A 22191-nucleotide genomic window follows, 5' to 3' on the forward strand; every position below is an offset into this window, starting at 1 on the left:
TTGCGGGCCCGCTTGCGCGGCGCGGCCTTCGGCGCCTCCGCGACCACCTCGGCACCGTCCGCCGCCTCCGCGACCACCTCGGCCGCACCGTTGGCGTCCACGGTCGCCGCGGCCGCCTTACGAGTCCGCTTGCGGGGCGCGGCCTTCGGCGCTTCCGCACCGTCCGCCGCTCCGGCGGTGGCCTCGGCGGCGCCCTTGGCCTCGACGGTCGCAGCCGCGGCCTTGCGAGTCCGCTTGCGCGGCGCGGTCTTCGGAGCCTCCGCGGCGACCTCGGCGTCGGCGCCGGTGGCGGTCTCGTCGGCGGTCGGCGCGGTGCTCGCGGCGCGGCTCGTGCGCTTGCGCGGCGCCCGCAGGGCGGGTTCGGCCGAGTCGCCATCGGTGGCAGCCGATTCCACCGCGACGGCGGAACCCTCTGCGCCGGTGCCGGATTCGGCCACGGCGGCCTTGGTGCGGCGGGTGCGCTTGCGCGGCGCGTCCGCTTCGGCGGTCACGGGAGCCGCTGCCGCGACGTCGGTCTCGGCGACGACGGCCGACTCTGTGGCGACCGGTGCCTCGGCGGCGGCGATCGGTGCCTCGGCGGCGGCGATCGGTGCCTCGGCGGCAGTGACCGGTGCCTCGGCGGCAGTGACCGGTGCCTCGGCGGCAGTGACCGGTGCCTCGGCGGCAGTGACCGTGGCCTCGGCGGCTGCCTTGGTCCGGCGGGTGCGCTTGCGGGGCGCGTCGGCCACGACCGCGTCGGCGTCGGCGACCGGCTCGACCGTCGTGGTGGCCACGCTCGCCTCGACCGGCGCGGGCGTCTCGGCGACCGCGGCCTCCGAGACGACGTCGGCGGCCTCGGTCACGCCGGTGCCCTCGGCGGAACCCTTGCCTCCGCGGCGGGTGCGCTTGCGTCCCCGGCGGGCGCCGTCCCCGGCATCCTCGGAGACGACGTCGGCAATCTCGGCGGGGCCGTCGGTGTCGAGTTCGGTCTCGACCGTGGTCGCGACGATGGCGTCGGCCGGGGTGTTGCCGCCCTTGCCACGGCGGCGACGGCGGCGACGGCGGCCGGACTTCTCCGGATCACCGGTGGCCGAATCGGCCTCGGCGGCGGGGGTTTCGGTGGTCACCACGGCCGCGTCGCCCTCGACCGGGTGGCCGCCGCGGGTACGACGGCGGCTGCGGCTGCGGGTGCCGCGGCGTTCGCGCTCCACCACGACGGCATCCTCGTCGCGCTCGGGCTTGCGCTTACGGATGACGCCGGTGACGCCCTCCGGGATGCCGAGCTCCTCGTACAGGTGGGGGGAGCGGGAATACGTTTCGACCGGTTCCGGGATGCCGAGGTCGAGGGCCTTGTCGATGAGGCCCCAGCGGTTCAGCTCGTCCCAGTCCACCAGGGTGACCGCGACACCGGTCTTGCCCGCCCGACCGGTGCGGCCGATGCGGTGCACGTAGGTCTTCTCGTCCTCCGGGCACTGGTAGTTGACGACGTGGGTGACGTCGTCGATGTCGATGCCGCGGGCGGCCACATCGGTGGCGACCAGCACGTCGATCTTGCCCTCGCGGAACTTCTTGAGCGCCTTCTCACGGGCGATCTGCCCCAGGTCGCCGTGCACCGCGCCGACGGCGAAGCCGCGCTCGGCCAGATCGTCGGCGACCTTCTGCGCGGTCCGCTTGGTGCGCGCGAAAATCATTGTCGCGCCGCGGGTTTCGGCCTGCAGGATGCGAGCCACCAGCTCGCTCTTGTCCAGCGCGTGGGCGCGGTAGACCAGCTGGGTGATCCGGTCGTGCACCGCGGACTCGTGGTGCTCCTCGGCGCGGATGTGCGTCGGCCGGTTCAGGAAGGTGCGGGCCAGGGTGATGATCGGACCCGGCATGGTGGCCGAGAACAGCATGGTCTGGCGCTGCTCGGGAACCATATTGAGAATGCGTTCGATATCGGGCAGGAAGCCCAGGTCGAGCATTTCGTCGGCCTCGTCGAGGACCAGCACCTGCACCTTGCCCAGGATCAGGTGCTGCTGCTCGGCCAGATCCAGCAGGCGGCCCGGGGTGCCGACGACCACGTCGACACCGGTGCGCAGCGCCTCGATCTGCGACTCGTAGGGGCGGCCGCCGTAGATCGACGTGATGCGCACCTTGGTTCCGGTGCTGTCGTCGAGATACTTGGCGGCGTTCTCCAGATCCTGGGTGACCTGGATGCACAGCTCGCGGGTCGGCACGATGACCAGCGCACGCGGGGTGCCGTCGAGGGCCTTGGTGCCGGAGTCGCCGGTGGCGATGCGGTGCAGCAGCGGCACACCGAAGCCGAAGGTCTTACCCATACCGGTGCGGGCTTGGCCGATGAGATCCTCACCGGCCAGCGCGAGCGGCAGGGTGAGTTCCTGAATGGCGAAAGTGCGTTCGATGCCGATCTCGGCGAGGGCCCGGACGATTTCCGGCCGCACGCCCAATTCGGCGAAAGTGGGAGCGAGGTGGGTGTCGTCGAGTTCCGCGGTCAGCAGCGTGTCCGCCACACCCGGTTCCTGCTCTACGGTGATCTTGCTCAGGTTCTTGCCTTTCCTCGTTTATCGCGTCTCGCGCGCACGAGGCGTGGGGCGGACCCGGTCGGTCCGCGACGACCACTTGATCCGTTCTCGCCGCTGCGGGATGCCTCTCCGGTGGATGGGCGTCGACCTGGCGCGGCGGTGCAGTGCTGCGGATCGGAGTGCGCGCACATTTTCCATGGACTACGGGTATGAATTCCGCCGTCCGCGGAGATTGTAGCGTGATACGGCCTTCGCCCTGATTTCCGCCACCGCTAATGTGTGGCGTTATTGCGCTGGTCGGCGCGCTTATCGGTAGCGAAAGACGGTCTGATCCGGGGTTTCGCATTGCCGTTAATGATTGTGGCGCACCATAATTCGTCCGGGGACAACCGTGTCGGCCACCGCGCGGACAGTTGAGTTGCTCACATAGGTGATACGCCGTGTAGCACTATCTGCGAAGGTATTGCCGTGAGCTTGGCAGACACCGTGAGCACCGCCGCCCGCAACATGTGGTCGCTGACCTTCGGCGACGGCATCGAGGCCCCCGAACCCGCCCCGTCGACGGTGCTGTCCGACGCGCCGCATCGCGAACTGCGCCGCTACGACGGCGCCGGCCCCGACGACCCGGCCGTGCTGCTGGTCCCGCCGCTGGCCGCGCCCGCCTTCTGCTTCGATCTGCGCCCTGATCAGAGCCTGGCCCGCTTCCTGCTGGAGACCGGCCGCGCGCCCTACCTGGTCGACTACGGCGACATCACCTTCGAGGACCGGCGCATGGGCTTCGAGACCTGGATCGACGACATCCTGCCCGAGGCCATCCGCGAGGTCTCGGCCGATCGCGGCGGCCGTCCGGTGGATCTGGTGGGCTGGTCGATCGGCGGCGTCCTGGCCCTGCTGACCGCCGCGGCCGATCAGGCGCTGCCCATCCGGTCCATCACGGCCGTCGGCGCGCCGCTGAGCTACGACCACATGATCGGTGCACGCGAACTGCGCACCCTGGCCCGCATCGACGGCGGCCGCACCGCCACCGCGGCCATTCGCGCCGCCGGCGGGGTCTCGGCGCAGCTGACCCGGATCGCCTACCGCGCCACCGCCTGGGATCGGGAACTCAAGCGGCCGTTCTTCATTGCGAGCAATCTCGCGGACACCGCGACCCTGGCGCGGATGGAGACCATCGACCGGTTCCAGAATTCGCTGCCCGGCTATCCGGGGCGTTTCTACAACCAGCTGTGGGGCCGCTTCATCCTCAACAACGACATCGGCAAGGGCGTGGTGCACCTGGGCGAGCAGCAGATCGCGCTGGCCGACATCACCCAGCCGGTGCTGCTCGTCGGCGGACCGAACGACGTGATCACCCCGGCCGCCGCAGTGGAGCACGGGACGACGACGCTGACCGGCTCGCCGGAGGTGCGGTACGAGACCGCACCCGGCTCTCACCTCGGCATTCTCATCGCCCGTGACACCACGTGGACCCATCTGGACAAGTTCCTGCGCAACCAGCCATGAATTGCGTTGTGTCGCAAGGCCTTACGAAGGTATCGAGGGTACACTCCGGGTGTCGTCGCCGATGGGTGAATGCGCGTCGTTTCCGGCCGCTAGGGTGGGGTCCCATGGGAGCAAACTCGTCCACTGCGCTCGGCGCTGCCTCGGAGTCTTCCGACGGCCGTATTCCTTCGTCTTCCGACGGCCGCATCTCCGCCGAACATCCTGGAGCCACCGACCTCTTCGCGGTCCTCGCCTACGGTGAGATCTCCGCCTTCTACCGTCTAGCCGAAGAGGCCAAGCTGTCGCCCACGCTGCGCGGCCGGGTGGCCGTCGCCAAGATGGCCGGCAACGAGATGGAACACTTCAAGACCCTGGAGCAGGCGCTGGCCGACCGCGGCGTCGACATCTTCGACGCCATGGCCCCGTTCGTGCGCGCCCTGGACGCCTATCACGCCTCCACCGACCCCTCCACCTGGCTGGAGTCGATGGTCAAGTTCTACGTCGGCGACGGTATCGCCGCCGACTTCTACACCGAGATCGCCGGCGCCCTGGCTCCCGAGGTCGCCGACGTGGTGCGCGACGTGCTGGCCGAGACCAGCCACTCCGAGTTCGTCATCGAGGAGGTGCGCACCGCGGTCGCCCAGAACCGGTCCGAGCGGGACCGGCTGGCGCTGTGGGGCCGCCGCCTGCTGGGCGAGGCCATCACCCAGGCGCAGTACGTGATGGCGCAGCGCGACGGGCTCACCGAGCTGGTGCTCACCGCCACCGGCGATCTGAACGGCGTCGCCACGCTGTTCGAGCACATGCAGAACAGTCACGCCGAGCGCATGCGCGTACTCGGCCTGAGCTGACGCTCCCGTTCTTCCTGCCGTCTGCGCTGTTCCCCGACAGTGTCGTGGGTGCTGTTCGCTGACAGCGCAGGCGGTCGCGGCCGGACGCTGTCCCGGCTGCGCTAGCGTGATCAGGACAGCACAAGGACTCTAGGTTCGGAGGTTGGCCGTGGAGGTCAAGATCGGCATTTCGGATAGCCCGCGTGAGCTCGTCATCAACAGCTCGCAGACCCCCGCCGAGGTCGAGGCGGCCGTCACCGGCGCGCTCCAGGGTGAGGGTGGCGTCGTCACGCTGACCGACGAGAAGGGCCGCAAGTTCCTGATCCAGGCCTCGAAGGTCGCCTATGTCGAGATCGGCACCCCCTCCTCGGGTCGCGTCGGCTTCGCGGCCGTCTAGCCGAACTCTCGGGGACTTCCTGAAACCCCTAGTGGCATAAAAGAATTGCCCCGCCGAGCAGCTCGGCGGGGCAATTCTTTTGTTGTTGTCGCGGATTCAGGTTTCAATCCATCGGGTGCAGCGGCACGTGCTTCAGGCCGCCCCAGCACAATGCGACAGTGGTGTCGACCGCGTCGTCCTTGCTGATCGGCCGGTCCGCCTCGAGCCAGTAGCGCGCGCTCAGCTGGCTGGCGCCGACCAGGCCCACGGCGAGCACCCGGGCGCGGTAGGGCTCCAGGCCGGAGTCGTGGGCGACCAGGTCGAAGACCGCGTCCACGCAGGCCTCGGTGGCCTGCTCGACACGGCGCTGCACCTGCGGCTCATTGGTCAGATCGGATTCGAAAACCAGTCGGAAGCCCTGGGTTTCGTGATCGACGAAGTCGAAGTAGGCCTGCACGGCGGCGCGCACGCGCTGCTTGTTGTCGGTGGTGGAGCGCAGCGCCTGGCGCACGCTCGACACCAGGGCGTCGACGTAGTTCTGCAGGACCGCCAGATACAGTTCGAGCTTGCTCGAGAAGTGCTGGTAGAGCACCGGTTTGCTGACGCCGGCGCACTGCGAGATCTCATCCATGCCCGAGGCGTGATAGCCGCGTAGCACGAAGACCTCGCTGGCGGCCGCGAGTAGCTGCGCCCGGCGCGCCTCACGGGGCAGGCGGGTTCCGCGCTTGCTCGCCGCCATGGCCTCGGATGACATGCGGTGCGACGTCATCCGGTCCACGAGGTCAGTCATTGCCTTTTCTCCCAGTTGATTCCCGGTGGGAAGGATGTCACCGGTATCCCACGAACGATACTCGCTCATGGGGCCCGTGCCGATCCAGGTTCCGAATTTTGGTGTGCTGGTTGTTGTCGATCAGCACCTGTGATGGTCGAGTGGGACTCGCATCGATTATGCGAGGCCGATCACAACTGTGTAGCACATGTTCTGATTTGTGAGCTCTGCCGCATTGGCGTGAGATATCTCGCAGCAATAGCAGCGCGCGGCGACGGCCCTTCCGTGCGTGGGGGCGGGCTATGAGAGTCTGTCAGTCGTGACCGACCATGGGGGCAGTAGTTCCGGCGGGCCTGATCCGGGCCGCCCCGTGGGGGCAGGTGTGCCGAAGACCGCCGGTAACAAGCGCCGAGGAAGACCCAGCGGGCCGGTCTACGATCCGCTCGGTTTGCACACCGGCGCCAGCGCATCGCAGACCGGCCCCTCGGTAGCTTCCGGGCTCATCACACCGCCCGAACCCGCACCCGATCCAAGTCAGCCCGCCGGTGATCACCTGCCGCTGCCGCACCAGCCGCTGCGCGCCCGCTGGGATCCCACCGCCCCGCCCGCCGACACCCGCAATCGGCAGCGTCCCGAGCGCGAGACCAAGAAGCAGAGTCCGCTGGGCCGCTTCGTGAGCACCTACGGCTGGCGCGCCTACGCCCTGCCCGTGCTGCTGGTCATCACCATCCTGGTCGCGGTGGACGCCCTGCGCCACACCGGCGACGCCAGCACCGGACTCCCCGGCTTCGGCCGCCTCAGCGAGCACACCGACAAGCCCAGCGGCATCATCGGCGGCGCCCCCAAGGGCGACGGCAAGTACGCGGCCGATCTGCCCACCGGCGCGGTCCCGCCCGGCGGGGCCTACACCGACACCGGCACCGGCAACTGGCACGTGGTGCCCGGCAATACCGCGCAGGTCGGCACCGGCTCCCAGCACGTGTTCACCTACACCGTGGAGATCGAGGACGGCGTGGACACCGCCAGCCTCGGCGGTGATCCGGCCATCGGCCAGATGGTCGACGCCACGCTCGCGAATCCCAAGTCCTGGACCCATGATCCGCGTTTCGGCTTCCGGCGCGTGGACACCGGCACTCCGGATTTCCGCATCTCGCTGACCTCACGCGACACCACCCGCAAGTCCTGCGGTTTCGAGATCCCGGTCGACTCCTCCTGCTACAACGCCGATCTGGGCCGCGTGGTGCTCTCGGAGGTGCGCTGGGTGCGCGGGGCGCTGGCCTTCGAGGGCGATGTCGGCTCCTACCGGCAGTACCAGATCAATCACGAAGTGGGACATGCCATCGGCTACCACGAGCACCAGCCGTGCGAGGTCGACGGCGGGCTGGCGCCGGTCATGATGCAGCAGACCTTCGGGACCAGGAACAACGACATCGCGAAGCTCGATCCCGAAGGCGTGGTGCCGATGGACGGCAAGACCTGCCGCTTCAACCCGTGGCCCTACCCGCGGGCCTGAGCGCCCTCCACCGCGACGGCGGGCACGGATTCCGTTGCGGCCGAAGGCCGGTGCCGGGCGACGCCCAGACCCGCCAGGGCGCCCAGGGTCGCCGCCGCGGCCGCGGTGAGCAGCGCCGCGCGGAAGCCGTGCTGAACGGCCGCCGTCGAGGTGTAGCCGCCGGTGACGGTGAAAACCGCTGAGGTGACCGCGATTCCGAAGCTGCCGCCGAGCTGGCGCAGGGCGTTGTAGATCCCCGACGCGGTACCGATGGACTCCGGTCCGACCGAGCTGATCGCCGCGTTCTGCACCGCGGGCATGGCGGCCGAGATGCCGATACCGGTCAGCAGCATCGGCCCGATCAGCGCCGGGTATCCGGCCCCGGCCCCGGCGGCCAGGGCGATCCAGAGCAGGCCGATCCCCGCCAGCAGCAGTCCGGCCACGATCAACCGGCGTTCGCCGATCCGGCTGATGCGCGCGCCCGCCAGCGGCGCGACCACGAAAAGCGTTGCGGTCCAGGGCAGCAGGCGCAGCCCGGAGCCGAGCGGGGTGTTGTGCAGCCCGGCCTGCAGGTACTGGGCGAAGAAGAACGCGGTGCCGAAGATCGCGGCGGTCATCAGGAGCCCCGCCAGATTGGCGGCGCCGAAGCCGGGGCGGGTGAACAGCCGCATGGGCACCATGGGCTGCGGGGTGCGCAACTCCCAGCCGACGAAGGCCGCCAGCAGCGCACCGCCGCCGAGCAGCGCGCCCAGGATCTCGGCGCTGGTCCAGCCGATCGCATTGCCGCGCACCAGTCCGAGCACCAGCCCGAGCACGCCGAGCCCGGACAGCAGCACGCCGACGGTGTCGACCTGGGCCGCGGGCCCGGTGCTCTCCGTGACCCAGCGGTGGACGGCCGGAATCAGGGCCGCGCCGATGGGCACATTGAGCCAGAAGATCCACTGCCAGGTCAGGCCCTGTACCACGGCCCCGCCGACGACGGGTCCGCCCAGGATGGCCAGCCCGGTGACCCCGGCGAAGATGCCCATGGCCCGTCCGCGCTGGGCGGGCGGGAAGGCCACCCCGAGCAGGGCGAAGGCGGCCGGCATGATCATGGCCGCACCGACGCCCTGCACCGCGCGGGCGGCGATCAGAGCGCCGATGCCGGTGGCCAGCGCGCAGGCGGCGGAGGAGACGGTGAACAGCGTGAGCCCGGCGATGAGCAGGCGGCGGCGGCCGATGCGGTCGCCGATCACCGCGGCGGTCAGCAGGAACACCGCGAGTGCGAGCGTGTAGGAGTTGAAGGTCCAGCCGAGCGCCTCGAGCGACGCGCCGAGCTGGACCCGGATGGTGTTGAGCGCGGTGGTGACGACGAGTGCGTCGAGCCCCACCATGAGTGACGCCACCGAGGTGAGGGCGAGCGTCCAGCGCTGGTGAGAGGTCATGGGGGAGTGACCTTTCGGGTCGGTTCGGGTGTCACGGGTACGTACTCACCGGCTCGCGAAAACTCATCGGCCGCTGGTCGGCGGCCTATCGCTCGACGGCTCGGCGACGCCGTGCTAGCAAGGTGGGATGACCGCCACCGTCGACGACGTGGTCGCCGTCGCCGATTCGCACCGCCCCGAACTGCTCGCCTACTGCTACCGGATGACCGGCTCGCTGCACGATGCCGAGGATCTGGTGCAGGAGATCCTGGTGCGCGCCTGGCGGTCGGCGGATTCCTATGACCCGCAACGGGCTTCGCTGCGCACCTGGCTGTATCGGATCGCCACCAATGTCTGCCTGACCGCGTTGAAGAGCGCGCAGCGGCGAGCGCTGCCGGTCGATCTGGCACAGCCGAATCCGGTGGTGGGGGCGGAGCGTCTCGATCCTTCGCCCGAACTGCCGTGGCTGGAGCCGTTCCCGGACGCACTGCTCGGGGACGGCGATCCGGCGGCGGTGGTGGCGGCCCGGGAGAGTGTGCGGCTGGCGTTCGTGGCCGCGCTGCAACACCTTCCGCCGTTGCAGCGCGCGGTGCTGATCCTGCGGGATGTGCTGGCGCTGCGGGCGGCCGAGGTGGCCGGGCTGCTCGACACCAGCACCGCCGCCGTCAACAGCGCCCTGCAGCGGGCGCACGCGCAGCTGTCCGGCGTCCAGGCGGGTCCCGCCGAACTGGGCGACGACGAGCAGCGCGAGCTGCTGAAGCGCTACGTCGAGGCGTTCGAGGCCATGGACATCGACGCCCTCAAGCGCATCCTGCGCGAGGACGCCATGCTCCAGATGCCGCCGTTCCTGGCCTGGTTCCAGGGCCGCGACGCCGTCACCGCCTTCCTGGGCCGGGTCTTCGCCCGCGGCGAGGTCTTCCGCCTGCTACCCACCCGCGCCAACAACCGCCCGGCCCTGGCCGCCTACGTCAAGCGCGGCGATGTCTTCGAGGCCGCCAACCTCCACGTCCTCACCCTCGACCGCGACGGCTTCGCCCGCCTGGACCTGTTCCACTCCCCGGACCTATTCCGGCTGTTCGACCTCCCCGCCCGGCTGTGACGTGACATCCGTAGGCTTGGGGAAGAACGCCCCGCCCTGCGGTGTTGCAGCAATGGCCGCGAGTATCCGGCGAATTCGATTGAGGAGTCCGAAGACGTGTCATCGCATCCCTCCCTGCCGCCCCTGGTGGAGCCGGCGGCGGAGCTGACCCGGGACGAGGTCGCCCGCTACAGCCGCCACCTGATCATCCCGGACCTCGGGGTGGACGGTCAGAAACGCTTGAAGAACGCCAAGGTGCTGGTGATCGGCGCCGGCGGGCTGGGCTCCCCGGCTCTGCTGTACCTGGCGGCCGCCGGTGTCGGCACGCTCGGCATCGTGGAGTTCGACGAGGTCGATGCCTCCAACCTGCAGCGTCAGATCATCCACGGCGAGTCCGATATCGGCCGTTCCAAGGCGGACAGCGCCCGCGATTCGATTCTGGAGATCAACTCCGGAATCACCGTGGAGCTGCACAAGATTCGCCTCGAACCCGACAATGCGGTCGAGCTGTTCAGCCGTTACGACCTGATCGTCGACGGCACCGACAACTTCGCCACCCGCTACCTCGTCAACGACGCCGCGGTCCTGGCCGGCAAGCCCTACGTGTGGGGCTCGATCTACCGGTTCGAGGGCCAGGTCTCGGTGTTCTGGGAGGACGCCCCCGACGGCCGCGGCATCAACTACCGCGACCTCTACCCGGAGGCTCCGCCGCCGGGCATGGTCCCGTCCTGCGCCGAGGGTGGCGTGCTGGGCGTGCTGTGCGCCTCCATCGGCTCCATCATGGTGACCGAGGCGATCAAGCTGATCACCGGTATCGGCGACCCGCTGCTGGGCCGGCTCATGGTGTACGACGCACTGGACATGAGCTACCGCACCATCAAGCTGCGCCGCGATCCGGAGCGTCAGCCCATCACCGAGCTCATCGACTACGACGCGTTCTGCGGCGTGGTGTCGGAGGAGGGCCAGGCCGCGGCCATCGGCTCCACCATCACCGCCCGGGACCTGAAGGAGATGCTCGACGCCGGCAAGGACGTCGCCATCATCGACGTCCGCGAGCCCGTCGAATGGGACATCGTCCGCATCGAGGGCGCGACCCTGATCCCCAAGGACCGCATCCTCTCCGGCGAGGCCCTGGCCGAACTGCCCCAGAACACCCCGATCGTCCTGCACTGCAAGACCGGAATCCGCTCCGCCGAGGCGCTCGCGGCGCTCAAGAACGCCGGTTTCTCGGACGCCACCCACCTCCAGGGCGGAATCATCGCCTGGGCCAACCAGGTCGACCCGTCGCTACCGGTCTACTGACCGAAAGCGTTGATTTATCGGGACGTGACAACTGATTTCGGAAGTATCCGGGTAACCCACCGGGTACGTCCGAAATCGGTGACGCGCCCGACCGCCGGTCGCCGACGACACTCCGACGGCTCCCAGTCTGGCCTTAAGTCGCGGGGAGGCGGTACAGCGGTACCGTACGCGCGTGACCATGACTGCTGTGGAACCTCCCGAGCATGTGCGCTCGACCTTCGGGTTGCGCGAGGAAGTGCCGGTTCCGCTGGGGAACTGGGACGGCGGCTGGCGTTGTGGTGATGTGGTCCTGAGCCCGGTGACCGATCATGCGCGAGCGGCGTGGTCGGCGAAGGTGCGCGAGACCCTGCGGGTGGACGGGCTGCGCATGGCGCGGCCGGTGCGCGCCACCGATGGACGGTATGTCGTATCCGGTTGGCGCGCCGACACCTTCCTCGAGGGCATGCCGGAGCCGCGGCACGACGAAGTGGTGTCGCTGTCCTTGCGCCTGCACCAGGTGACCGCGCGGCTGGAGCGTCCGCGTTTCCTGGCCGCGCAGCCGGTCGCGCCGTGGGTGGATGTGGATGTCTTCGCGGCCGCTGATCGCGCTGCGTGGGAAGCGGTTCCGCTGCGCAGTCTCAAGCTGGGCGGCATGCTGCAGGCCACCTCGCCGGACGGCGACCGCAGCCAGATCCTGATCACGCAGCTGTCCACGCTGCGCAAACCGGTGACCACTCCCGCGCAGCTGGTGCACGGCGATCTGTTCGGAACCGTCCTGTTCTCGGGCGGTTTCGCGCCCGGTCTCACCGACATCACCCCGTACTGGCGGCCGGCCCCCTGGGCGGCGGCGGTCATCGTGGTCGATGCCCTGTCCTGGGGCGGCGCCGACGACGGCCTGCTGGAACGCTGGGGCGATCTCCCCGAATGGCCGCAGATGCTGGTGCGCGCGGTCATGTTCCGGCTCGCCGTGCACGCCCTGCACCCGCGATCCACCCCCGAGGCGTTCCCGGGCCTGGCCCGCACCGCCGACATGATCCGCCTGCTGCTGTAGGGGGATGAACAGACCGAAAGGCCGCGCCGGGCGACGAATCCGGCGCGGCCTTTCTGTTCCCCTGAGGATGGGGATCTCTGGAAGGGCGCGCTTCCAAAGTCATTGCCTGAGAGTTGGGTCTCCTCAGACGTTGGCGTGGGCCAGGGAGGGTGCGCGTCCGACCGCGAAGGACGAGCGCAGATAGAACCACCAGCAGATCGCGCCCATGGCGAGGTAGGCCACCACGTAGCCCCAGAAGGCCGGATTCATGCTGTGGTAGTGGGTGTTCGACAGTCGCAGGGCCTGCTGCAGGATCCAGCCGCCCGCCGCGCCGATCGCGCCGATGACGCCGATGGCCGCACCCGCCTGCCGTTTCGCGGAGATCAGCGCCGCCCCGATGTCCTGACCTGTCTCCGAGGCGTGCCGCCGCGCTTCAGCGGTGAAGATCATCGGGATCATCCGGTAGGTCGACCCGTTGCCGATGCCGCTGAACACGAACAGCAGCAGGAACGAGATCAGGTACAGCGGAAAGTTCTTGGCCGACAGCGACGCCACGATGAGCGCGGCGGCGACCGCCATGCCACCGAAGACGTACAGCGTGATCTTCGCGCCGCTGAGCTTGTCGGCGATCCAGCCGCCGAAGGGCCGGCTCATGGAACCCACGAGCGCGCCGAGGAAGGCCAGGTTGCCCAGGGTGCCCATCCAGCCGATCTTGGCCAGGCTCGGGAAGTTGGCCTTGAGCAGGGTGGGAAAGGCGAAGGAGAAGCCGATGAAGGAGCCGAAGGTGCCGATGTAGAGGATGGCCATCACCCAGGTGTGCCGGTTCTTCAGGGCCAGTTTGTAGGACTTGCCATCGGATTTCGCGCCGGACAGCGAGTCCATGTAGCGCAGCGCGCCGAACAGGGCGACGAGGATGAACGGAATCCACATCAGCACAGCGAGAGTGATGCCGAACCGGTAGCCGCCCGGGTTCTTGGCCATGATGTGGGTGCCCAGCGTGATGATGAGCGGCACGAACAATTGTGTCTGTGCCACACCGAGATTGCCGCCCGCGGCATTGATACCCAGCGCCGCGCCCTTCTTACCCTCGGGGAAGAAGAAGTTGATATTGGCCATCGACGACGAGAAGTTGCCGCCGCCGACACCCGCGAGTGCGGCCAGCACCATGAACACCCACATGGGTGTGCTCGGCTGGTTGATGAAATACGCCAGACCCAGCGTGGGGATCAGCAGCATGGCCGCGCTGAAGGCGGTGAAGGCGCGGCCGCCGAAGCGCGGGATGGCGAAGGTGTAGGGCACGCGCAGGGCCGCGCCGACCAGGGTCGGGGTGGAGGTGAGCAGCAGCGCGTTGTTGACCGAGTCGGGATTCTTCGCGCTCAGGAAGGCGAATCCGGCCGAGCCCATCGCGGTGACCACGCTGGCCCACAGCACCCAGACGCTGAATCCGAGGTTCTCCGCGAAAACGGAGAACATCAGATTTTTCCGGGCGGTTTGTTTACCCCCGTTTTCCCAGAATTCACTGTTATCCGGTTCCCAGCGGTCGATCCACCGTCCGCGTCTTTGGAAGGCGAGGGTCGTTTCCGGTGCCTCTACTACGGTTGCCATGAGCAGCTGTCCTCTCGGCTGTCGCGACCGCCCTCATCATGGGTTCCCGGTCATCGGGGAACCGCTGCGGTCGCGTCCAACCGTAGGAAGCGCTTTTTACGTCCGAGTGTTTTTCCGTGACGGAGACGGTAATTCGACCTCACCCGGCGGCGTGTCGCGTGGTGACCTTTCGGTTACTCGAATTTCGTATCAAGCGTCCGGTATTCGGCCATGAGCGAGTCGAGGAAGCAGTTGGCGGTGCGGGCCGCCCGTTCCGGATCGCCGTCGATGACCGCCTGCACCAGTTCGGCGTGCTCGTCGTGGTACGTCTCGCCCTCGCGCTCGGACCGGAAGCGGATGCCGGCCGCGATGACGGGCAGCAGCGAGTCGTAGAACTCCAGGTATACCGCATTGTGGCTGGCGACCACGATGGCGCGGTGCAGTTGCACGTCGGCCTCGATGGCGGCGTCGAAGTCGGTGTCCCAGTAGCGGTTTCGTTCTTCGAGCACGCGTCGCAGGGTCGCGATGTCGGTGTCGTCGCGGCGTTCGGCGGCCAACCGGGCGGCGGTGGTGTCGAGGGCCCGCCGCAGTTCCAGGACATCGCGCTGCTGGGCGTCGGCCAGGTACTCGGTGAGGGTGCCGCCGAGGGTGGAGGTGGAGATGACGTAGGTGCCCGAGCCCTGTCTGCGCTCGAGCATGCCGGCGTGCACGAGGGCCTGGACGGCCTCGCGCACGGTATTGCGGCCGGTGCCGGTGAGTTCGGTGAGCTCGGGTTCGGTGGGGATACGCGAGCCGACGGCCCAACGGCCGGAACGGATTTCGGCACGAAGCTGCTCGGTCACCTGGGCGATGAGGCTCGTGCGCCGGACTGGTTGCACGGGTGACAGCGTACCTTGCCTCACATTCGTTGCATCACATCATCGGGTCATCCTATGATTTCCGGGTGACTGCGACGATGGATGAGACGATGGCCCCGGTGCGGGGCCTTTCCAATGCCCCGAGCGAGACGACCGGGATCCGCCCCGAAATGTCGAAGCGCGCCCTGTTCGAGGGCCGCCTGCTCGTGCTCGTCGCCATCGTCATGTCCGCTCTCACCCTTCGCGTCGCCGTCACCGCATTCACTCCGCTCGCCGCCCGCATCGGGCAGGACATCGGCTACTCCACCGCGGTGGTCGGCGTGTTCGGCATGCTGCCGACCGCCATGTTCGCCCTCGGCGGGCTGCTGACCCCGGTGCTGTCGCGCCGCCTGGGCCTGGAGACGACCGCCCTGGTGGCCATGCTCATGACCGGTGTCGGCTCGGTGATCCGCGCCCTGGTGCCCGCCACCTGGGAGCTGCTGGCCTTCTCCGCGCTGGCCCTGGCCAGCATGGGTATCGGCAATGTGGTGATCCCGCCCCTGGTCAAGCGGTACTTCTCGGATCGGCTGGCCGCGCTCAGCTCGGTCTACATCGTGATGGTGCAGCTGGGCACCGTCTTCCCGGCCCTGATCGCGGTGCCGGTCGCGGACGCGCACGGCTGGCGGCTGTCGCTGGGCATGTGGGCCGCGCTGGCCTTCGCTGCCGCGCTGCCGTGGATCGCGGTGCTGCGGGTGCGGCGTGACCACGCCCGCTCCGACACCACCGAATTGCCTTCGGAGGCGGTCGAATCCACCGGCAAGGTGTGGCGTTCGCCGGTGGCCTGGGGCATGGCCTTCATGTTCGGCATGACCTCGCTGATCACCTACTCGCTGTTCACCTGGATGCCGACGATCTTCAGCGACGCCGGCGCCAGCGCCTCCTTCGGCGGCAGCATGGTCGGCATCTTCGCCCTCATCGGCCTGGTGGCGGCGTTGAGCGCGCCGATCGTGGTGGGCCGCATGGCCAATCCGTTCCCGGTCGTCATCGGTTGCGCGGTGTTCTTCTTCATCGGCTTCGCCGGTCTGCTGCTCGCGCCGATGAGCGCCCCGCTGCTGTGGGTGCTGGCGGTGGGCCTGGGCCCGTCGACCTTCCCGATGGCGCTGACCCTGATCAACCTGCGGACCCGCACCGGCGCCGGATCGGCCGCGCTGTCCGGCTTCACCCAGGGTGTCGGCTACTCGGTGGCATGCGTGGGCCCGCTGCTGTTCGGCGCGCTGCACACGATGACCGGGAGTTGGCTGGCGCCGTTCGGCTTCCTGGCGGTGGCGGTCCTGATCCTGATGGCGGGTGCCTGGGTGGCGTGCAAGCCGCAGATGCTGGAAGACACCTGGAAATAAATTCACCGTTCGAGTTGCCGAGCCGTGAGGTTGGGGCCATGATTTTGTGGCAAGGCTCTCAACTTCCGGCTCGGTTACGCGTTTCTTCGCGTTTCCTGGCGATTTGTGGCCGCCGGAAACCCTTGTGTCACATGGTTGAAACATAAGGACACTTCTCACGCCGGTTGCCCGATATTCGTGAGCAACCGTTGATTTGCCGGTCATTTCGCGCAGCATCGACGCAATACCGATTTCCTACCTTGGGGCCATCCAGATTTCAGGAGGGCCTCTTGTTGACGACGCTGACCCGCAAGCGCGACATCGAGCATTGGGATGCCGAGGATGTCGTGGCTTGGGAAGACGGTGGTAAGGACATCGCTCGCCGCAACCTGATCTGGTCGGTGTTCGCCGAGCACGTCGGGTTCTCGGTGTGGTCGATCTGGTCGGTCATGGTGCTGTTCATGCCGACCGACAAGTTCGGCATCGACCCGGCCGGCAAGTTCTTCCTGGGCGCGATGCCGACCCTGGTCGGCGGCTTCATGCGGATCCCGTACACCGTGGCGACCGCCAAGTTCGGCGGTCGTAACTGGACCATCGTGAGCGCGCTGCTGCTGCTGATCCCGACGCTGCTGACGCTGTATTTCATCAACCAGCCGGGCACCTCCTACACGACCTTCCTGGTCGTGGCGGCCTTCGCGGGCTTCGGCGGCGGCAACTTCTCCTCGTCGATGTCCAACATCAACGTCTTCTTCCCGCAGCGGCTCAAGGGCTGGGCGCTGGGCGTCAACGCGGGCGGCGGCAATATCGGTGTGCCGGTGGTGCAGCTGGTCGGCCTGGCGGTGATCGCCACCCTGGGCAACCACTACGGCAATGCCTCGGTGGTGTGCGCGGTCTACCTGGTCCTGATCGTGGTGGCGGCGCTGGGCGCGGCCCTCTACATGGACAACGTCAAGAACCAGAAGGCCGACCTGTCCTACATGCTCAAGGCGCTGCGGGTGCCGCAGTCCTGGGCCATCGCCTTCCTCTACATCGGCACCTTCGGTTCCTTCATCGGCTACAGCTTCGCCTTCGGCCAGGTGCTGCAGATCAGCTTCAAGGCCGGCGGCGCGAGCGTCGCCGCGGCCACCCTGCACGCCGCGCAGATCGCCTTCATCGGCCCGCTGCTGGGTTCGCTGGCCCGCCCCTACGGCGGCAAGTGGGCCGACCGCATCGGCGGCAGCAAGGTCACGCTGCTCACCTTCGCGGCCATGACGGTGGCGGCCCTGGTGGTCACGGTGGCCTCGACCCTGGGTGATCGCGCCGGGCACCCGCAGGGCGGCGTGCTGGTGGCCATGATCATCGGCTTCACCGCGCTGTTCGTCATCTCGGGCTTCGGCAACGGGGCCGTCACCAAGATCATCCCGTCGGTGTTCGAGGCCAAATCCCGCTCCCTGGACGGTGATTCGGCCACCCGGGCGGCCTGGGCCCGTAACACCTCCGGTGCGCTCATCGGCTTCGTCGGCGCCATCGGCGCGCTGGGCGGTGTCGGCATCAACCTGGTGCTGCGCTCCTCCTACGCCTCCACCAAGTCCGCGACCACCGCGTTCTGGGTCTTCATGGCCTTCTACGTGGTGTGCGCCGTGGTCTGCTGGGCGGTCTTCATGCGCCGCCCGAGCCTGCGCTCGCTGACCTCCGAAACCACCGACGCCGATGTCGTCGTCGAGGCCGAGGCACTGGTCCTCGAAGCCGAAACCGGCTCCGCCGCAACCGATTCCTCGTCCACCTCGTCGGCTCGCGCCTGACGTCCATTCGCGAAAGGGACTGTCATGACCCACAGCATCGAACGCAAAACCGTTGTGGTGGTCGGCCACGGCATGGTCGGGCACCGCTTCGTGGAGGCGCTGCGCTCCCGTGACGAGGCCGGAACCTGGCAGGTCATCGTCCTCAGCGAGGAGAAGCTGGCCGCCTACGACCGCGTCGGCCTGTCCTCCTACGTCGGCATCTGGGAGGCGTCCGCGCTGGCGCTGCCCGGCAACGACTACGAGGGCGACACCCTGGTCGATGTCCGGCTCGGCGTGAAGGCCGACGCCATCGACCGCATCGCCCGCAAGGTCACCACCTCCACCGGTGAGGTGATCGGTTACGACGCACTGGTTCTCGCGACCGGCTCCTATGCCTTCGTGCCGCCGGTGCCGGGCCACGACGCCGAGGGCTGCTTCGTCTACCGCACGCTCGAGGACCTCGACGGCATCCGGGCCGCTGCCGAGGCGGCCGGTCCGGGCGCGGTCGGCATCGTGGTCGGCGGCGGCCTGCTCGGCCTGGAGGCGGCCAACGCGCTGCGCCTGCTGGGCATGACCCCGCACGTGGTCGAGTTCAACAAGTGGCTGATGCCGGCCCAGATCGACGAGGGCGGCGGCGCCATCCTCGAGAAGCTGGTGACCGAGCTGGGTCTGGCCGTGCACACCGGTGTCGGCACCTCCTCGATCGAGACCGTCGAGGGCGCGCCGGTCGCCGAGCGGCTGTCGGTCAAGTTCTCCGACGAGAGCGAATTGCGCGCCGCGGTCGTGGTTTTCGCGGCCGGTGTGCGTCCCCGTGACGAAATCGCCCGTACCTCCGGGCTGAACGTCGGCGAGCGCGGCGGTGTCCTCACCGACCTGAGCCTGCGCACCTCGGACCCGAACATCTACGCGATCGGTGAGGTCGCCGCGGTGGAGGGCGTCTGCTACGGCCTGGTCGCCCCCGGCTACAACACCGCCGAGGTGGTCGCCGACCGCCTGCTCGGCGGCGCGGGTGAGTTCCCGGGCGCGGACCTGTCCACCAAGCTGAAGCTGCTGGGTGTGGACGTGGCCTCCTTCGGTGACGCGCACGCCCGGACCGAGGGCGCGCTGTCGGTGGTGCTGCACGACGCGGCCAAGGGCACCTACGCCAAGCTGGTCGTCTCCGATGACGCCCAGACCCTGCTCGGCGGTGTGCTGGTCGGTGACGCCACCCAGTACTCGGCGCTGCGCCCGCTGGTCGGCCGCCCGCTGCCGGCCGATCCGGCCGCGCTGATCTCCCCGGCGGGTGCGGAACTGGGCGCGGACGCGCTGCCCGACGACGCCCAGATCTGCTCCTGCAACAACGTGTCCAAGGGCTCGATCTGCGGCGCCATCGCCGACGGCGCCTGCGACGTGCCGGCCATCAAGAGCTGCACCAATGCCGGAACCTCCTGCGGCGGTTGCGTTCCCATGCTCAAGAAGCTGCTGGAGCAATCGGGTGTGGAGGTCTCCAAGTCGCTGTGCGAGCACTTCACGCAGTCGCGCGCGGAGCTGTTCCACATCATCCAGTCGACCGGCATCCGTACCTTCTCGGGTCTGATCGCCAAGTACGGCACCGGAACCGGCTGCGACATCTGCAAGCCGACCGTCGCCTCCATCCTGGCGTCCACCTCGAGCGACCACATCCTCGACGGCGAGCAGGCCTCGTTGCAGGACACCAACGATCACTTCCTGGCCAACCTGCAGAAGAACGGCACCTACTCGGTGGTGCCGCGCATGCCCGGCGGTGAGGTGACCGCCGAGCAGCTCATCACCATCGGTGAGGTGGCCAAGGAGTTCGACCTGTACGTGAAGGTCACCGGTGGTCAGCGCATCGACCTGTTCGGCGCCCGCGTCGAGCAGCTGCCGCTGATCTGGAAGCGCCTGGTGGACGCGGGCATGGAATCCGGCCACGCGTACGGGAAGTCGCTGCGCACGGTGAAGTCCTGCGTGGGTTCGACCTGGTGCCGTTACGGCCAGCAGGACTCGGTCGGCATGGCCGTGCTGCTCGAAAAGCGTTACCGCGGTTTGCGTTCCCCGCACAAGCTGAAGCTGGCGGTGTCGGGTTGCGCCCGCGAGTGCGCGGAGGCGCGCGGCAAGGACGTCGGCGTCATCGCCACCGAGCACGGCTGGAACCTGTACGTGGGCGGCAACGGTGGTCTGACCCCGAAGCACGCGGTACTGCTGGCGGGCGAGCTCGACGACGAGACGCTGATCAAGTACATCGACCGCTACCTGATGTTCTACATCCGCACCGCCGACCGGCTGCAGCGCACCGCGCCGTGGCAGGAGGCCCTGGAGGGCGGCATCGACTACCTCAAGCAGGTCGTCTGCGAGGACAGCCTGGGCATCGCCGCGGATCTGGAGGCGGCCATGGCCAAGCACGTCGAGGGCTACAAGGACGAGTGGGCCGCGGTGCTCGAGGACGAGGGCAAGCTGTCGCGCTTCGTGTCCTTCGTGAACGCGCCGGAGGAGTCGGACCCGACCATCGGTTTCGACGAGACCGGCGAGCGCAAGGTGCCGGTCCTGCTCGGAATCCCGGACATCCCTGTCAATGCGACCCACACCACAGAGACCGCCACGCACGGGAAATGACTGCTTAACCGCGAGGAAACAGGGCGCCGGTACCAATAGGTAGGGCGTTCGGAGGAGAGTACCGATGACCGTGATCGACACACCCGGCACCGCAGTGACGACCGTTTCCGGTTGGACTCAGGCCTGCCGGCAGGACTATTTGATTCCCGGCCGCGGCGTGGCGGTCCTGCTGAAGGGCGGCCGCCAGGCGGCGCTGTTCCTCACCGCCGACGGGACGCTGTTCGCCGTCGGCAATATCGATCCCTTCGGGCGCGCGGCGGTCATGTCGCGCGGCCTGGTGGGCGACCGCGGCGGTGTGCCGGTGGTGGCGTCGCCGCTGCTCAAGCAGGCCTTCTCGCTGATCGACGGGCGCTGCCTGGACGACGACTCGATTTCCCTGCCGGTGTACGCGGTCCGCGTCGCGGACAGTGTGGTCTCGGTGTCCAACGACCCGGTCCAATTCATCGGCGGTACGGCATGACCGAGGTTGACAGCGGTACCCCGCTGGCCGGCTTCACGGTCGGCATCACGGCCGCCCGGCGCGCCGAGGAACTCGGCACCCTGCTGGCCCGCCGGGGCGCGAATGTTGTTTCCGCCCCGGCCATCCGGATCATTCCGCTGGCCGACGACACCGAGCTGGAGCGGGTGACGCGGCAGCTGGTCGCGGCCCCGCCGCAGATCACCGTGGCCACCACCGGCATCGGCTTCCGCGGCTGGATGGAGGCCGCGGAGGGCTGGGGCCTGGCCGAGGAACTGCGCGCCACCCTGGGCTCGACCCGCATGCTGGCCCGCGGCCCCAAGGCCAAGGGCGCCATCCGCGCTGCCGAGCTGCGCGAAGAATGGTCTCCCGCTTCGGAGTCCAGCGCCGAGGTGCTGGATCACCTGCTGGCCCAGGGGGTCGAGGGGGTCCGGATCGCGGTGCAGCTGCACGGCGCCACCACCGAGTGGGAGCCGGTGCCGGACTTCTGCGAGGTATTGCGCTGCGCCGGAGCCGATGTGGTTCCGGTCCCGGTCTACCGGTGGATTCCGCCGGAGGACCGTACTCCCATGGACCGCCTCATCGAGGGCATCGTCACCGCCGGACTGGATTGCGTGACCTTCACCAGCGCTCCGGCCGTGGCGTCACTTCTCATGCGCGCCAAGGAGACCGGGCTGCTGGAGGCCGTCCTGCACGCCTTCCGCACCCGGGTGCTGCCGGCCTGCGTCGGCCCCATCACGGCCGCGCCGCTGGAGGAGCTGGGCGTCACGACGTCCATGCCCGGCCGCGCCCGTCTGGGCGCGCTGGCCCGCCACGTCGCCGAGGAACTTCCCCGGCGCGCCAACCGGATTCAGGCCGCCGGGCACCTGCTCAGCGTCCGCGGCGGTTGCGTCGTCGTGGACGGTCAGGTGCGCCAGCTGGCCCCCGCGCCCATGGCGCTCATGCGTTCCCTGGCCCGCCAGCCGGGCCGGGTCGTCTCCCGTGAGGACCTGCTCGCCGCCCTGCCGGGTGGCGGCGACGACACCCACGCCGTGGAGACCGCCATCGCCCGTCTCCGCGCTGGCCTCGGCACCCCCAAGGCCATCCAGACCGTCGTCAAGCGCGGCTACCGGCTGGCTCTCGACCCCGCCGAGTGCACCGACAATCCGCACCCGGAGGGTCCGAATCAGGCTGCGCGCCAGCCGGTTCCGGCGCACAACCAGGGTCTGGGCGCGCGCCGCGACCTGCCGCCGCGCATCCCCGGCACCCGTGCGCCGCACGCGGAGGTCCCGCCGCCCGCCGCGGCAGCCCGCCGCCCGATCGCCCCGGTGAACGGGACGGGCCGTC

The 22191-nt window shown here is 68.9% G+C and carries 15 protein-coding genes and 2 pseudogenes; 12 read left to right on the forward strand and 5 right to left on the reverse strand.

All coding sequences use genetic code 11. The annotated features are described in order from the left end of the window. Positions 1-989: 989 nt before the first annotated feature. Positions 990-2489: pseudogene (locus ACFXN1_RS46830) on the reverse strand (DEAD/DEAH box helicase); the annotation flags it as partial. Positions 2490-2969: 480 nt separating this feature from the next. Here ACFXN1_RS46830 and ACFXN1_RS46835 point away from each other — a divergent pair. From ACFXN1_RS46835 to ACFXN1_RS46845, 3 genes are all read left to right on the forward strand, one after another. Further along, positions 2970-4004 carry an alpha/beta fold hydrolase gene (locus tag ACFXN1_RS46835; protein WP_379446581.1) on the forward strand — a complete coding sequence of 345 codons (1035 nt, stop codon included), beginning with the start codon at positions 2970-2972 and terminating at the stop codon, positions 4002-4004. A gap of 104 nt (positions 4005-4108) precedes the next feature. Next, positions 4109-4834 carry a ferritin-like fold-containing protein gene (locus ACFXN1_RS46840; RefSeq protein ID WP_379446582.1) on the forward strand — a complete coding sequence of 242 codons (726 nt, stop codon included), beginning with the start codon at positions 4109-4111 and terminating at the stop codon, positions 4832-4834. A gap of 148 nt (positions 4835-4982) precedes the next feature. After that, the gene (locus ACFXN1_RS46845) at positions 4983-5210 is read left to right on the forward strand and encodes a DUF3107 domain-containing protein (RefSeq protein WP_379379513.1); all 228 of its coding nucleotides are present in this window, start codon (positions 4983-4985) and stop codon (positions 5208-5210) included. A 103-nt stretch (positions 5211-5313) separates the two neighbouring features. On the opposite strand, the gene ACFXN1_RS46850 is transcribed toward ACFXN1_RS46845, so the two are convergent. Beyond that, entirely contained in the window at positions 5314-5979 is a 666-nt protein-coding gene (locus tag ACFXN1_RS46850; RefSeq protein ID WP_354834016.1) for a TetR/AcrR family transcriptional regulator, read from the reverse strand. A 532-nt stretch (positions 5980-6511) separates the two neighbouring features. Between ACFXN1_RS46850 and ACFXN1_RS46855 the strand changes: the two genes are divergently transcribed. Further along, positions 6512-7471 (forward strand): DUF3152 domain-containing protein, encoded by a 960-nt coding sequence (locus tag ACFXN1_RS46855; protein ID WP_379445532.1) that lies wholly within the window; start codon positions 6512-6514, stop codon positions 7469-7471. Here the strand turns inward: ACFXN1_RS46855 and ACFXN1_RS46860 are convergent. After that, positions 7456-8874, reverse strand: coding sequence for a DHA2 family efflux MFS transporter permease subunit (locus ACFXN1_RS46860; RefSeq protein WP_379445530.1), 1419 nt, complete (start codon positions 8872-8874; stop codon positions 7456-7458). The two genes, ACFXN1_RS46855 and ACFXN1_RS46860, sit on opposite strands and share 16 nt — an antisense overlap. A 127-nt stretch (positions 8875-9001) precedes the next feature. Here ACFXN1_RS46860 and ACFXN1_RS46865 point away from each other — a divergent pair, with 127 nt between their 5' ends. The 3 genes from ACFXN1_RS46865 to ACFXN1_RS46875 all read left to right on the forward strand — a co-directional run bounded on the left by ACFXN1_RS46865 (position 9002) and on the right by ACFXN1_RS46875 (position 12263). Further along, positions 9002-9952: a sigma-70 family RNA polymerase sigma factor gene (locus ACFXN1_RS46865; protein WP_379445529.1), complete on the forward strand. Its 951-nt coding sequence runs from the start codon at positions 9002-9004 to the stop codon at positions 9950-9952. A gap of 96 nt (positions 9953-10048) precedes the next feature. Then, positions 10049-11233: an adenylyltransferase/sulfurtransferase MoeZ gene (gene moeZ / locus ACFXN1_RS46870; protein ID WP_379379507.1), complete on the forward strand. Its 1185-nt coding sequence runs from the start codon at positions 10049-10051 to the stop codon at positions 11231-11233. Positions 11234-11411: 178 nt separating this feature from the next. Continuing rightward, on the forward strand, positions 11412-12263 hold the full coding sequence (locus tag ACFXN1_RS46875) for a TIGR02569 family protein (RefSeq protein ID WP_379445531.1): 852 nt from the start codon (positions 11412-11414) through the stop codon (positions 12261-12263). A gap of 123 nt (positions 12264-12386) precedes the next feature. On the opposite strand, the gene ACFXN1_RS46880 is transcribed toward ACFXN1_RS46875, so the two are convergent. Then, positions 12387-13715, reverse strand: a complete 1329-nt coding sequence (locus ACFXN1_RS46880; RefSeq protein ID WP_379394313.1) for an MFS transporter — start codon at positions 13713-13715, stop codon at positions 12387-12389. 305 nt (positions 13716-14020) lie between these two features. Then, positions 14021-14704, reverse strand: coding sequence for a FadR/GntR family transcriptional regulator (locus ACFXN1_RS46885; RefSeq protein WP_354834026.1), 684 nt, complete (start codon positions 14702-14704; stop codon positions 14021-14023). Between the two features lie 65 nt (positions 14705-14769). Here ACFXN1_RS46885 and ACFXN1_RS46890 point away from each other — a divergent pair, with 65 nt between their 5' ends. From ACFXN1_RS46890 to ACFXN1_RS46910, 5 genes and pseudogenes are all read left to right on the forward strand, one after another. Further along, entirely contained in the window at positions 14770-16059 is a 1290-nt protein-coding gene (locus ACFXN1_RS46890) for an MFS transporter (RefSeq protein WP_379445528.1), read from the forward strand. A 269-nt stretch (positions 16060-16328) separates the two neighbouring features. Further along, the gene (locus ACFXN1_RS46895; RefSeq protein WP_379445527.1) at positions 16329-17819 is read left to right on the forward strand and encodes a nitrate/nitrite transporter; all 1491 of its coding nucleotides are present in this window, start codon (positions 16329-16331) and stop codon (positions 17817-17819) included. 24 nt (positions 17820-17843) lie between these two features. Continuing rightward, the gene (nirB, locus tag ACFXN1_RS46900) at positions 17844-20408 is read left to right on the forward strand and encodes a nitrite reductase large subunit NirB (RefSeq protein ID WP_379445526.1); all 2565 of its coding nucleotides are present in this window, start codon (positions 17844-17846) and stop codon (positions 20406-20408) included. Positions 20409-20472: 64 nt separating this feature from the next. Beyond that, positions 20473-20868, forward strand: a complete 396-nt coding sequence (gene nirD, locus ACFXN1_RS46905) for a nitrite reductase small subunit NirD (RefSeq protein ID WP_379394321.1) — start codon at positions 20473-20475, stop codon at positions 20866-20868. Beyond that, positions 20865-22010: pseudogene (locus ACFXN1_RS46910) on the forward strand (uroporphyrinogen-III synthase); the annotation flags it as partial. The gene nirD and the pseudogene ACFXN1_RS46910, both read left to right, overlap by 4 nt. Between the last annotated feature and the right edge of the window lie 181 nt (positions 22011-22191).

It is taken from the genome of Nocardia sp. NPDC059154, from assembly GCF_042755705.1.
Lineage (GTDB): Bacteria > Actinomycetota > Actinomycetes > Mycobacteriales > Mycobacteriaceae > Nocardia.